The 12,760-nt window shown below is 68.5% G+C and carries 10 protein-coding genes and 1 tRNA gene; 7 read left to right on the plus strand and 4 right to left on the minus strand.

Features of this window, described 5'->3' with window-relative positions; all coding sequences use genetic code 11:
• Window positions 1-122: 122 nt before the first annotated feature.
• A complete protein-coding gene (locus ENSA7_RS15120; protein ID WP_106089990.1) occupies window positions 123-1,592 on the plus strand; it encodes a hypothetical protein in 1,470 nt (489 codons plus the stop codon).
• Entirely contained in the window at window positions 1,589-2,857 is a 1,269-nt protein-coding gene (locus ENSA7_RS15125) for a cytochrome c3 family protein (RefSeq protein WP_146157715.1), read from the plus strand. Before ENSA7_RS15120 ends, ENSA7_RS15125 begins: the two co-directional genes overlap by 4 nt.
• A gap of 6 nt (window positions 2,858-2,863) precedes the next feature.
• Here the strand turns inward: ENSA7_RS15125 and ENSA7_RS15130 are convergent, their stop codons facing one another.
• The 3 genes from ENSA7_RS15130 to ENSA7_RS15140 are packed head-to-tail and all read right to left on the minus strand — an operon-like array spanning window position 2,864 to window position 5,048.
• The gene (locus ENSA7_RS15130; protein WP_146157716.1) at window positions 2,864-3,589 is read right to left on the minus strand and encodes a hypothetical protein; all 726 of its coding nucleotides are present in this window, start codon (window positions 3,587-3,589) and stop codon (window positions 2,864-2,866) included.
• A 60-nt stretch (window positions 3,590-3,649) separates the two neighbouring features.
• Window positions 3,650-4,081, minus strand: a complete 432-nt coding sequence (locus ENSA7_RS15135) for a hypothetical protein (RefSeq protein ID WP_106089993.1) — start codon at window positions 4,079-4,081, stop codon at window positions 3,650-3,652.
• Window positions 4,082-4,139: 58 nt separating this feature from the next.
• Window positions 4,140-5,048 carry a hypothetical protein gene (locus ENSA7_RS15140; RefSeq protein WP_146157717.1) on the minus strand — a complete coding sequence of 303 codons (909 nt, stop codon included), beginning with the start codon at window positions 5,046-5,048 and terminating at the stop codon, window positions 4,140-4,142.
• Between the two features lie 309 nt (window positions 5,049-5,357).
• Between ENSA7_RS15140 and lepA the strand changes: the two genes are divergently transcribed.
• From lepA to ENSA7_RS15155, 3 genes are all read left to right on the plus strand, one after another.
• On the plus strand, window positions 5,358-7,199 hold the full coding sequence (gene lepA, locus ENSA7_RS15145) for a translation elongation factor 4 (RefSeq protein ID WP_106089995.1): 1,842 nt from the start codon (window positions 5,358-5,360) through the stop codon (window positions 7,197-7,199).
• A gap of 8 nt (window positions 7,200-7,207) precedes the next feature.
• The gene (gene lepB, locus ENSA7_RS15150) at window positions 7,208-9,670 is read left to right on the plus strand and encodes a signal peptidase I (protein WP_106089996.1); all 2,463 of its coding nucleotides are present in this window, start codon (window positions 7,208-7,210) and stop codon (window positions 9,668-9,670) included.
• Window positions 9,671-9,873: 203 nt separating this feature from the next.
• Complete coding sequence (locus ENSA7_RS15155; RefSeq protein ID WP_106089997.1) at window positions 9,874-10,605, plus strand: hypothetical protein; 732 nt, start codon at window positions 9,874-9,876, stop codon at window positions 10,603-10,605.
• A gap of 18 nt (window positions 10,606-10,623) precedes the next feature.
• Here ENSA7_RS15155 and ENSA7_RS15160 read toward each other — a convergent pair.
• A tRNA-Arg gene (locus ENSA7_RS15160) sits at window positions 10,624-10,697 on the minus strand.
• A 111-nt stretch (window positions 10,698-10,808) separates the two neighbouring features.
• On the opposite strand from ENSA7_RS15160, the gene ENSA7_RS15165 reads away from it, so the two are divergent.
• Both ENSA7_RS15165 and ENSA7_RS15170 read left to right on the plus strand, forming a co-directional pair.
• On the plus strand, window positions 10,809-11,918 hold the full coding sequence (locus ENSA7_RS15165) for a hypothetical protein (RefSeq protein ID WP_146157718.1): 1,110 nt from the start codon (window positions 10,809-10,811) through the stop codon (window positions 11,916-11,918).
• 197 nt (window positions 11,919-12,115) lie between these two features.
• Window positions 12,116-12,754, plus strand: a complete 639-nt coding sequence (locus ENSA7_RS15170; protein WP_244923810.1) for an MlaC/ttg2D family ABC transporter substrate-binding protein — start codon at window positions 12,116-12,118, stop codon at window positions 12,752-12,754.
• Window positions 12,755-12,760 lie beyond the last annotated feature (6 nt).

Raw genomic sequence — 12,760 nt, forward strand, 5'->3', positions numbered from 1 at the left:
GTGGCGCAGTCCATCACCTCAGCTCGCGCCACGGTCTGCGCCGACGCAGCCTGGGCTCGAGCGGTCGCGCCCGCCGGCCTCGGGGATGGCGCCACGCCGCGCTCAGCCAAGCTCGTTGCTGCGTGATCCTGAGCGCGTGCGCGTGGTTGATCCCGCGCGCGGCCGCGGCCACCGAGGTCCGCGTTGGCTCGCGCACGATCGGCGAGGGCTACGTGGTCATGGCCCCCGGACCCGAGCCGCGCTTGCTTCGGCGCACGCGGCTGGTCCAGTACGTCAACCTCGGCGTCTACGAGCTGCTCGCCCCGCGCGAGGTCGATCAGTGGCGCCGCGACGAGGCCGACGGGCAGATCGAGATCGTCGCGTCGATGCGGGTCCGCCACGACTTTGGCGACTTCACCCGCGACGCCGGCCCCGACTCTGGCCCGGTGCTGACCAGCGTCGACGGCCGCCAGATCGACCTGATGTACGGCTACGTGCAAGGTCGTCGCCTGGGTAATTTTTTCGACTTCAGAGCGGGGCGCCAGTTCGAGACCAGCGGTCTCGACTGGTACGCGTTCGACGGCGGCTGGGCCCGCGCCACCACCCCGGCCCACCTCGCGGTCGAGGTGTTCGGCGGGCTGCAGGTCAACGGCGCCCACGTGTTCGGCTGGCCGACCTGGCAGCTCGACGGGACCTCCGGCAACGAGCCCGCCGATCGGGCCGGCTCGCCGATGCTCGGCACCGCGATCTCGCTGGTCGAGTACCGCTGGATCCACGCCCGCGTGGCCTACCGTCGCACCTTCACGCCGGCCGGGATCAACCGCAACATCCTCGAGCCAACCGGGGCCGCCGATGGCTCGGTCAACGAAGGGGTGATCGGCGGCGTGGATCAAGAGCTGGTCTCGGCGACGGTGAACATGAACCTGGCCAAGGGCATCCTGTCGCCGTTCGCAGCCGCGCGCTTCAACCTTGGCACCCTGCGCCTCGATGATCTGTCGGTCGGGTTTGGCCTGGCGGTGTCCGAGCGCCACTCGATCCGCGCCCAGTACCTGCGGACCATCCCCAGCTTTGATCTGGACTCGATCTTCAACCTGTTCACGCTGCAGCCGTTCGAGGACGTGCGCCTGAGCTACCAGGTCCGGGCCGGGGGCGGCTGGACGCTGCTCGGGCGCGGGAGCGCGAGGATCTTCCGCAACCAGACCACGGCTGCGCTGGGCGTCGAGCCAGACGCTGCGGTGACGCTGGGGTGGGGTGGGGCGCTCGCGGCTTTGTGGCAACACAAGCGCTTCGCCGTGCGCACCGACGCGTTCGCGCAGGGCGGGGAGGGGGGTCTGCGCGCGGGCGGCAGCGTCGACGGTCAGGTGCGGGTGCTCAACGACCGGATCGGCATCGATCTGCGCAGCTACTTCACGCGCTACCAGGACGACCAGGTGCCCGAGCGCGAGGGCTTCGGTCTGTCGTTTCAGGTCGGCGCCGACTTCAAGCTGTGGGACGGCGTCCACCTCACGCTGCTCGCCGAGGAGCTGCTCACGCCCTACCTGACCCACGCGTTTCGGGGCCTGGCGAACCTCGCCGTCGACTGGAGCTTTCGCGCGGGGAGGCGTCGATCGTGAACCAGCGCGCGGCACTTTCTACCCGGTTGGCGTGCGTGTGCGCGCTGGTCCTGGCGTTCGCGCTGGGCCTGGCCGCGCCGCCGCTGGCCGACGCCTTTGGGCCCAAGCAGCCGATCAGCCAGCCACCAGCCACGGCCGCCCGCAGCGAGGGCCCGCGCCGCCCCGGCGGCCCCGTGTACCCCAAGCAAGACATCCGGGTCCGCATGGATCACGGCCTGCACCTGGCCGAGGGGATCAACTGCAAGCAGTGCCACCAGCGGATCGACCAGAGCCGGCTGTCGTCGCAGAACGACCTCCCGACCGGCGAGGCCTGCGACGCATGCCACGGCGATCAGCACCCGCGGGTGGCCGATGGTGAGCAGCCGCGCTGCGCCGAGTGTCACACCCACGTCGAGGACCAGCGGGTGACCGCGACCTCGATCTTCCCGCGCCCGCACCTGTCGTTCTCGCACCAGGCCCACCTCGCGCGGGGGACCGACTGCGCCACGTGTCACGGCGACATGACCAAGGTCGGGCGGGCCACGATCGCGCAGCTCCCCAAAGAGGCCGCGTGCCTGACCTGCCACGACGGCAACCAGGCCAGCGACAAGTGCAGCACCTGTCACCCGACCGGGCTCGACGGGCGGCTGCTCACGGTGATCGGCGACGACGCCACGATGCCCAAGTTGCTGCCCAAGGGCGCGACCGCGCGCGGGGCCGAGCACGACCTCGCGTTCGTCGAGGATCACCGCGGGATCGCCAAGGCCAACCCCGAGCTGTGTGCCAGCTGCCACGACGACAGCTTCTGCGCCGACTGCCACGCCGGTCCGATCAGGCCGATGCGGCTCCACGCGGGCGACTACCTGACCACCCATGCGATCGACGCCCGGGCCAACACCCAGGATTGCTCGAGCTGTCACCGGCTGCAGACCGAGTGCCGGGGCTGTCACCTGCGCATGGGCGTGACCGCGGAAGGAGAGGAGAGCGCGTTTGGGGTCGGGTCTCCGCTCCGGTTTCACCCCGGCGACTGGAGCGGCCCACCCGGCGCACCGCAGGGCCACGCGCTCCCGGCTCAGCGCAACATCTCGACCTGCGCCAGCTGCCACACCGAAGACGCGTGCCTGGCCTGCCACGCGACCACCCAGGCCGCCAGCCCCGGGCTCGGCTCCAGCCCACACGGCCCCGGGTTTGCCAGCTCGGCCCGGTGCACCGCCCTCGAGAGCCGCAACCGTCGCGTGTGCCTCAAGTGCCACGCGCCCGGCGACGTCGCGCTGGAGTGCCTGTAGCCGGGGTCAAAACACGACCTGAACGCCGACGCCCAGCCCCGCCTGCACCCGGCCCGGGTGCGCGTCGAAGTAGTAGGCCGCGTCCGCGTCGACGCGCACGGAGAACCGGGGCGCGACCGGCCCCCAGCGCTCGGGCAGCGGCGCGCGCAGACCCACCCCGAGCTGGACACCCGTCCGATGGCGGATGAACTCGCCGGTCCCCGCCAGGGTCGGGCCCGGGGCGCGGGCGAGATCGCCGAGCGTGGCCTCGTGCAGGTGGGTCGCGCCCAGAAACACCGTGGGCCGCACCCACTTGGTCCTCGGCGTGCGGACCTCGTAGCGAACCCCAAGCAAGATCTGCCCCGCGAGCAGCGCGGACGCGGCGTCATCGCTCGCGGCCGCGGCCGCGGCCACCGGGGGTCCGGCGCTGTCGGGCTCGCCCGGCGCTACTTCAGCGTGCGAGCCGAGGTGTCGAAAGCTGCTCGGCGCGGGGGCCGGGCGGGCGTTGCTGAACACGCCCTCACCCACGCTCGCCTCCAAATACAGCCCACGCCACAAGCGGACCCCCAGCCCGATCGACCCGCCGCCCCCAAGCGACGGCGCCCCACCAAACCGAGCCCCAGCGCGACCGCCAAGGTGCAGCTCGAACCGACGCTCGTCGAGCTCCGCCAGCGTCGGCGCGACCTTGGCAGGCGGGGCAGGCGGGGCAGGGGAGGCGCAGAGCAACGCAGCGGCGAGCAATCCAGCAGACATGCCGGACCCAACACCGGCCCACCGGCCAAGTGTCACCCTCGTCCGGCGCGCGCGCTCTCGCTAACCGTCGATCACGGAGTACACGGTGAACATCTCGACCTCGGTCATCGCGACCAGCCGATGCTCCCGCTCCGGGTGCACGCGGACCGGGGCCGCGGGCATGATCTCGACGCGATCGGTCTCGTCCCCGTCGATGACCTCGAGCACCGCGCGGCCGCCCGTCAACATCACGACCATGTCCTGCCGCCCGCGGGTCGAGACCAACACCTTCTCGCCCGCGCGGACCCGCAAGATCTTGCAGGTGTAGCCCTTGGCTTTGGCCCACACGAACTCGCCGCCAAACGAGCGCGCCTCGAACGGCTCGCCGTAGTCGTCCTGCTCCTGATCGTCCGCTTCCTCTTCCTCGTCCTCGACCTGCTTGGCGTCGGAGTCGGCGTCCGCGTCGATGTCGTCCTCATTCTCCAGGTCGACCTCGGGATCTACGTGGCTCATGGCGCCGCAACTCTACCCGTTCACTCGGGCGCGCGCGAGGGGCCGTGTGCGGGGTGCTCTAGTCGCCGGGTTTGGGGGTGGGCTTTTGCTTGGGCTTTTGTTTGGGCTTCTGGTTGGGTTTCTGGGCGTCCTTGCCCTTCTTGCCAGAATCGCCCTTCTCGGCGTCGCCCTCGGTCTCGTCGACGTAGACCTCTTCGTCGGGCTTGGCGGCCTCGCTGCCCTTGCGTTTTTGCTGGGCCAGGCGCGCGCGCCTTGCCGCGTCGTGATCCCAGGTGTCGACCTTGCCGTCGCCGTTGACGTCGTAGCCAATGCGGTCGATCTGCTTGCCGACGTAGTAGGTGAACATGTCGGCGCGGCCGTTGGCGTCGCGATCGGTCTCGACCCGAACCAGGCGGGCGTCGTCGTAGACCCGCCACGAGTCCGCGAAGCCGTCTTGATTGAGATCGAGCTCGTCGCGGATCAGCTTGCCCATCTCGTAGTAGCGACCCATGTCGATCCGACCGTCAAAGTCGGTGTCGTACTGCTCTCGGGTCACGTCGCCGCTGGGTGCGTAGTGGATGAACGCGTCGAGCCGACCATCGAAATTGAGATCGGCCTGCTTGCAGGCGATCTTCTCGCCGCCAGCGTCGGTGGCATACAGCGTGACGAGGTCGGCGTAGCCGTCTTGATTGACGTCGACCTGGTGCTCGCGCTTGTTGGTGCGATCGCACCGCTCGCCGTCGATCGTGAGGTACTTGAGATCTTTGGCGTTGCGGTTGCGCCCGGGCCCGTCCGGCTCGCCCTCGCCGACCGTGGCTCCCGGGTCGGGGCCGCCAGGCGCCGCCGGATCCGTGCCCGCCGCCGATTCGTCTGGCGCGTCGGTGTCGCCCTTCTTGCCCTTGTTCTTGCAGCCCGCGCCCAGCGTCAGCACCAACGCCGAGACCAGCACGAGAGCAGCCCCCGGATAACCATGACGACGAGTTCGCACGCTCCCCAAGGGTAGGCTGGCGGTTGCAACCGAGCAAGCGCCGACGCCGTCCCACCGCTCGGCCCAACCGCGAAGGATCGTCCCGCAACGGACATGCAAGCCGTCTTCCGTCGCAGGCGGCATCCCCGCCCACCCCGGGCTCCGCTCGAGCCGACAAGCGTTGTCGCCAGTCCACCGGTCCCAGAGTCCCCGGCAGCCACGTCCACGGCGCACTCCCACCAGGTCCACGCCGCGCCGCCGCCAGTCGGCGAAGTACCCAGCCGACTGTGGGGGGCCTAAAACCATGGTAGTAGCGCGCCCAACCGACCCATGAGCAGCACCGCCAAGCCCGCCGCAGACATCTACGAGCTGCCTGTCCGCGACCATATTCGTAGCTTCTGCATCATCGCGCACATCGACCACGGCAAGAGCACCCTGGCCGACCGGCTGATGGAGCACACCGGCCTGATCGCCGACCGTGACAAGACCGCCCAGTACCTCGATCGGATGGACATCGAGCGCGAGCGGGGCATCACGATCAAGGCCCAGGCCGTGCGCATGAACTACAAGGCCGACGACGGCCGCATCTACCAGCTCGACCTGATCGACACCCCCGGACACGTCGACTTCAACTACGAGGTCTCGCGCTCGCTCGCGGCCTGCGACGGCGCGCTGCTGGTGGTCGACGCGGCCCAGGGCGTCGAGGCTCAGACCCTCGCCAACGTCTACCTGGCGCTCGACGCCAACCTCGAGATCATCCCGGTCATCAACAAGATCGACCTCCCGAGCGCCGACATCGAGAAGGCCAAGAACGAGATCGAGGAGATGGTCGGGCTCGACGCCAGCCAGGCGATCTGTGTGTCGGCCAAGACGGGCGTCGGCATCGACGAGCTGCTCGAGGCGATCATTACCTATGTGCCGCCACCTCGGGCCGACCCCAGCGGGTCGGTCAAGGCGCTGATCATCGACTCGTGGTGGGACAACTACCGCGGCGTAATCTCACTGGTGCGCGTGATGTCCGGGACCTTGTTGCCGAAACAAGACGTCCGGTTCATGGCCACCAACAAGGTGTTCGATGTGCTCGAGGTCGGGGTGTTCGCGCCCGAGCCGCTGAAGCTGACCAAGCTCGAGGCCGGCGAGGTCGGGTTCTTGATCTGCAACGTCAAGGAGGTCGCGGACTCCAAGGTGGGCGACACGATCGTGCTCGCGGACGACCGCGTGAGCACGCCGCTGCCCGGGTTCAAGGTGGTCCAGCAGATGGTGTTCGCCGGGGTGTTCCCGACCGACAGCAACCAGTACGCCGACCTCCGCGACGCGCTCGGCAAGCTCACGCTCAACGACGCCAGCGTGACCTGGGAGCCCGAGACCTCCGACGCCCTGGGGTTCGGGTTTCGCCTGGGGTTCCTGGGCCTGCTGCACATGGAGATCATCCAAGAGCGGCTCGAGCGGGAGTACGACCTCGATCTGATCACCACCGCGCCCAGCGTGAAGTACCGGGTCACCCACCGCCACGGCGCCGTCGAGATCATCGACAACCCGGCCCGGTTCCCCGAGGCCGGCGACATCGAGATGATCGAAGAGCCCATGATCATCGGGCGGATCCAGCTGCCCGAGGAGCACCTCGGGCCGGTCATCAAGCTGTGCCAGGATCGTCGCGGCATCCAGCTGGATCTGACCTACATGACCGAGACCCGGGTCCAGCTGACCTACGAGCTGCCGCTGGGGGAGGTGGTGTTCGGCTTTTACGATCGGCTCAAGAGCGTCTCGCGCGGCTACGCCAGCTTGGACTACGACCACGGCGAGTACCGGCGCGCCGACCTGGTCCGCCTCGATCTGCTGGTCAACGGCGAGAAGGTCGACGCCTTGTCGCTGATCTCTCACCGCGACAACTCGTTCATGCGCGGCCGCGACCTGTGCGTGAAGATGAAAGAGGAGATTCCTCGCCAGCAGTTCGAGGTTGCGATCCAGGCCGCGATCGGGGGCCGGATCATCGCCCGAACCACCGTCAAGGCGCTGCGCAAGAACGTGCTGGCCAAGTGCTACGGCGGCGACGCCAGCCGCAAGCGCAAGCTGCTCGAGAAGCAAAAAAAGGGTAAGAAGCGCATGAAGGCGGTGGGGAACGTCGAGATCCCGCAGGGCGCCTTTCATGCGATCCTCAAGCTGGAGCAGTAGCTCGCCCGATGCCCGACGACGACACCCAGCACGCCGCGCGCGACGAGGCCGCCACGACCGAGGCCACCACGCCCGTCAGCGGCGACGCCAACTCCGAGGTCTCCGGGGAACCGCAGGGCCGCAACGCGCGCGCCAACGTCAAGCGCGGGCCGCGGGTCAGCCGTCGCTCCGCCGGTCACGTGCGCTCGGGCGCGCGCATGCTCAGCAGGGAAGCTGCGCGGATCCTTCGCAAGCACCGCGCGCGGATCGACGCCAAGGTCATCGCCGAGATCGAGGCGACGCTGGCCGAGATCGAGAGCATCCGATCGCAGCGGCCCGACGAAGATCTCGCGGCGCTCGAGTTCCAGGCCGAGCACCTCGACGAGCTGCTCCACCAGCACGCGTCGTTCGCCCGCAAGAGCGCGCTGCGAGACACGATCGAGAACATCGTGATCGCGGTGGTCGTCGCGCTCGGGGTCCGCTCGTGCATCTACGAGCCGTTCAAGATCCCAAGCGGCAGCATGATGCCGACGCTGCGGGCGGGCGATCACATCTTCGTCAACAAGTTCGCCTACGGCGTGCAGATCCCGCTGACCACCAAGGTCGTCGGCGAAGACTGGATCTCGGGCATCCAGCGCGGCGATGTGATCGTGTTCAGGTTTCCGCTCGACGAGTCCGATGACTTCATCAAGCGGGTGATCGGCCTGCCGGGCGACACGATCCGGGTCAACGCCGATCGCCGCAACATTGCGATCAAGCGGGCCGGCGCCGACAAGTTCGAGACCGTCGCGCGCGAGAAGATCGAAGACGAGAAGTGCCAGGCCGAGAACTCGACCCAGACGATCGAGAACTGCACGCTGTACCGCGAGACCCTCGACGAGCACACCTACCAGGTCCGCTACCGCGACGACCTGCGCAGCAACGATCCCAGCTTCCGCACCTTCGAGGTCCCCGACGGCTACTTGCTGGTGATGGGGGACAACCGCAACGCCTCGCACGACTCGCTGGCGTGGACGGTGAGCGGGGACACCGTGACCGCGGCCGGGCTGCTGTCGCGGCCTGACATCCGCGATCTGACCGCGATCGAGAACGAGCGGCTCGAGCTCCACGACGACGGGGACACGATCCGGTCCAACGACGACGGGCACCACGACGAGGTCCGCTACCTGGCCGAGCGCAGCGATCCGGCCCGCGACCTGACCCTCGAGGCCTGGCGGGCGCCGCCGATCGACGCGCGCGCGATCTTCGAGAGCCTCGCGGCCAACTACGGGGCCACGGAGACGACCACCTTTGCCACGCTGATGGGCAAGCAACTGGGCGCCGACGACGATCGGATCGCCGAGTACGGCGCCAAGCTCGGCGAGCTGCGCTACGCCAAGCACGAGGCGACCTCGGAGCTGGTGTTCTGGGCCCCGACCGCAGATGTCGTGTTTCGCCTCCACTGCGGCGTCAAGCGCTGCGCCAAGCCGGCGGATCTGGCCTCGCGGGCTGCTCAGGTGATCAAGTCGTTCGAGGCCAACCCCGACTACGACGCGCGTGAGCTGCTCACCTATGAGTACGGCCGCACCCAGACCTATCCGGGCCGGGGGCAGCGGGATACACGCTACCTCGAGCGTCGGTTTGGATCCGAGCACGACGGTGTGCGCATTCGGGCTTGGCGGGCACCCCATGAGGGTCTGGCGGTGCTGCGCGACGCCGCGCTGGCCGAGTACGGGGCTGGGCCGCTCGCACCGGCCATGCAGGCGCGCTACGAGCTCGCGGCGTTGGCGTCGACCGAGGCCGCCGTCGCCACGGATCTGGGCCCGCAGGCGTGGGTGCTCGAGCACGAGCACGGCTGGACGGTCGTGCACGCCGACGAGGACGAGCAAATGCTGTCCGTGCTCGACTGCGGGCCCAAGCGCTGCAAGTCGCGGACGGACGCGCTCGCCCTGGCGACGACCGTGGCCTCGCGGTTTCCGGTGGTCAACAAGGACCGCGATCGCCTGTCCGAGCTGCTCGGCCAGGCCGACGTCGGCGGGCTCCCGGAGCAGCCGCCCGTGGGGCCACCGATCGGCTATTTCTGGGACCACCTGACCGTCGTGGGCGTGGTCCTCGACGACAGCCACTCGGTCAACATCCAGGTCGAGATCGAGCCGGAAGGGGGCCTCGAGGCCGCTCTGGAGGCTCGCAAGCAGGAGCTGCGCGCACCCGAGGCGGTCGAGGGCCTCGGGCCCGTGGCCTGGTACGCGGACACGCCCAACGGCCACACGTTCTTGTTCAGTGTTCCGGAGACGAAGATGCTCGTCGAGCTGGCGTGCCGGCCGGGCCTGTGTCCGGACCGCGAGACCGCGCGCGCGCTGGCCGAGCGGGCCCGTGAGAAGGGCCTGGATCCCGAGAACTACCTGCAAAAGGGCGTCAGCCGACCGCGGCCATTCGTGCCACGCGGCAACGTCAAGGGCCGCGCCGAAGTCATCTGGTGGCCGAGCACTCGGTTCTGGAAGAACATCGACTGAGTTACGGCCGGAGTAACGGCTGGCGCGCGCCGTCTTGGCCCGAAAGACGGTCTATCGACGACTGCGGGCACGTAGACGTGGCTTGGGCGCCATCTGGGTCCCCCGCGCGTCCCAGATAAAACTCCGATAAGGTAGATTATGTAAAGTAAAATGACTGGCGACCGACGTAAGCTGGATTCTCGGCGCCGGCGTTAGCCCGCCCGATGAGCCGCCTGCACCTGCCGATCAAAGATCCCTGCCACGAGAACTGGGACGCGATGAGCCGCGAAGGTGAAGGTCGCCGGTTCTGCGAGTCCTGCACCAAGCACGTTCACGATCTCTCGGCGATGACGGAACGCAAGGCTCGCAGCGTGTTGGCTGACGAGAGCGCCAAGGGTCGAGTCTGTGTCCGCTACACCGCTGACACCGCTGGCAACATCAATTTCATCCCCCAGACCACGCCCGCCCCGAGCATCTGGCGCATGACGCTGGCCGCGGCTGGCATGAGCCTGGCGCTGCTGACCGGGTGTACAGATTCGACGCCCGACGAGGTCCAGGAGGATCGCTGCGTGTACGAAATTGGCCCCTGGGCGTTCACCGCTGCCCGTGGCGAAGGCACCTGCCCGTCGCCAGATGAGCCCCCGGACCACGTGTTGGTCGGCGAGATCGAGATCGAGCCTGAACCCGCGCCCGAGCCGGTTTACGAGCTCAAGGGTGACATCGGACCCGAGCCCGAGCTGCTGCCGGAGGTCGTGAACCCTGATCCAAGCCCGGTCAGGATGGGAAAGATCGCGGTGGCTCACCCGCCCGAGCCCGAGTCGATTCGTGAGCTGATGGGCGAAGCGCCCTCGATTGAGCCCTGCGACCCCCAGATCGAGCCGGCAAGGCCCGAACTGGAGAAGATGGGCGACGTCGCGTGGGCCCCAGATCCCGACGCCGATCCAGGTTCACAATAGCAGCAGCGACTCGAGTGATGCGCCCGGCAGGATTCGAACCTGCGGCCCCAGGTTTAGGAAACCTGTGCTCTATCCAACTGAGCTACGAGCGCGGTGCGTGAGCACGGACGCGGAGTGTGGCGGGCTCGGCCCGGCGACGCAAGTGGCCCCAGCGTCCAGCAAACCGCCAGCACTGGTGACCCGTCTTGGGTAGATTGCGGCTCGTGCATCGGATCCCTCGGACCGCGCCGCTGCCCGCGAGCTACCTGATCCCGGCGTTCGCGGCCGCGCTGTGGTGGGCGGTCATGACGATGGTCTCCGATCAACCCGCGGCGACCCAGCGCAGCCTCGTGTTTCTGGGTGGCCCGCTCGTGCTCTTGTTTGGTCTGCACGCGCGCCTGTTCGCGTTTCTCCACGCACCCGATCGGATCCGCTGGCTGCCCCTGCCGATCCCGGCCGCGCGTCACTGGCTAGCTGGGATCCAAGCCCACCTGCCCTCGTTCACGCTGGCTGCGATCCTGGCGGCTGGCGCGCTGTACCTGGCGTCAGGCACTGCGCTGGTGGTCGAATTCTGCTGGTTTGCGGTGATCGCGGGCCTGCTCGAGCCGTTCGCCTCGGCGATCGCTGCGATGTTCGGCCGTCGATTTCCCGAGCCCAGTCGCGTGCGCGAGCTTCAGCGCAGCCTCGGCGGCGGCTGGACCACGCCCGAGGCCGTCGTGCATCTGTATGCGCCCGCGCTCGCGCTCGGCTTGGCGGTGCTGCTGGCGATGCCGGGCCAGCTCTCGTGGGAGCGGTGGATCGACGGCCACTCGCTCGGGCCGACCCAGCTGGCGGTCAGCGTCATCCCCCTACTCGTCGCCGTTGGCCTGCGCTTGGCGGCCCCCGCGCTGTACCGCGCGGGCGTCTGGGAGGCGGTCCCGTGGCTGACCGAAGCCACCCGCACGCTGGCCGGGCCACCGCAGCCCGAGCCAACACCGAGCTGGGTCCGAAAGCTGCGCGATCCGTGGGCTCGGCTGATCATCGTGCAGTTCCTGCGGATGACGCCGCTGCCTTACCTGCGCCTGGCGATCGTCGTGGGGCTGGCGGTGCACGCCGCGCTGGCCGAGGGCGCACCCGGTGGACCCGGGATCGCCCTGAGCCTGGCGGCGATCGGCCTGTGGATTGTGCCCGCGGGCACAGTGGCGCGGGCCGGCGTCGCCAGGGCTCGGCTCGCGGGTGCCCTGCCCCTCTCACCCGCCAAACGGCGCGGTCGGAGCGGCTTCGCGGCCACCGCGGCGCTCGCCCTCCCAGCGGTGGCGCTGATCGGCGTGATCTTGCTGCGAGTCCTCGGGTGAGCTCGAGTGTCACTTCGATATGTCCAAGTAACTATTTGATACTACACACTTATCTGCATGCTTCGCGAGCTTTCGACGACTCGCCGCGCGTCAGCCCCGCCTGGCCATACCTGCTGAATACTGGTAGCTCCGGTACCGTCTTGGCCCCGCGAGCTGCGGTGATGTGTGCCGCGCCGACTACCGGAATTCAGAATCAAATGAACCGACTTCGCGCCCGTGTGTTCTCCGCCTCCCTGACTGGACTCCTCGGCCTCGGCGTCGTCGGTGGACTGCTTGCGACACCCGGTGTGGCGCAGGCGACTGAGACCTCCGCGATCGACGCGTTCCGGACCAAGCACGAGGCCGTCGTGAAGCTGGTCAAGGACAAGGCCACCGACGCCCAGCTGCAGGCCAAGGTCGACGAGCTGCTCGACTACGACTACCTCGCCAACGCAGCGCTCGGCGGCCCCGATCGCTACGCCCAGATCTGCGAGGCCCGCTGTGACGACTTCGCTGACCTCCTGACCCGGCTGATCCGCGAGAACTACCTGCGGATGATCCGCAAGGCCGAGAAGCACCCGGTCGAGTATCTCGACGAGGTCGCCGGCAAGAACGACGTCTACAAGGTCACGACCCAGGTCAAGATCGAGAAGAACGGGCGTGAGCAGACCGTCACGGTCGACTACGTGATGCACAAGGTCGACGGCAAGTGGCAGGTCCGCGACATCATCACCGAAGGTGTGAGCCTGGCCAAGACCTACCGGTACGAGATCAACAAGATCGCCAAGGAGCAAGGCATCGACGGGGTCATTCGCAAGCTCCAGGACAAGCTGGACGCGCTCGACGCTGGAGACTGATAAACT

Source organism: Enhygromyxa salina (assembly GCF_002994635.1).
GTDB classification, from domain to species: Bacteria; Myxococcota_A; Polyangia; order Nannocystales; family Nannocystaceae; genus Plesiocystis; species Plesiocystis salina_B.

What these genes read in the sequence shown, in the direction of transcription:
- ENSA7_RS15170 (WP_244923810.1), top strand. Translation starts at nt 12,116, where the DNA reads ATGAACCGACTTCGCGCCCGTGTGTTCTCCGCCTCCCTGACTGGACTC.
- ENSA7_RS15155 (WP_106089997.1), top strand. Translation starts at nt 9,874, where the DNA reads ATGAGCCGCCTGCACCTGCCGATCAAAGATCCCTGCCACGAGAACTGG.
- lepB (WP_106089996.1), top strand. Translation starts at nt 7,208, where the DNA reads ATGCCCGACGACGACACCCAGCACGCCGCGCGCGACGAGGCCGCCACG.
- ENSA7_RS15135 (WP_106089993.1), bottom strand. Translation starts at nt 4,081, where the DNA reads ATGAGCCACGTAGATCCCGAGGTCGACCTGGAGAATGAGGACGACATC.
- ENSA7_RS15130 (WP_146157716.1), bottom strand. Translation starts at nt 3,589, where the DNA reads ATGTCTGCTGGATTGCTCGCCGCTGCGTTGCTCTGCGCCTCCCCTGCC.
- lepA (WP_106089995.1), top strand. Translation starts at nt 5,358, where the DNA reads ATGAGCAGCACCGCCAAGCCCGCCGCAGACATCTACGAGCTGCCTGTC.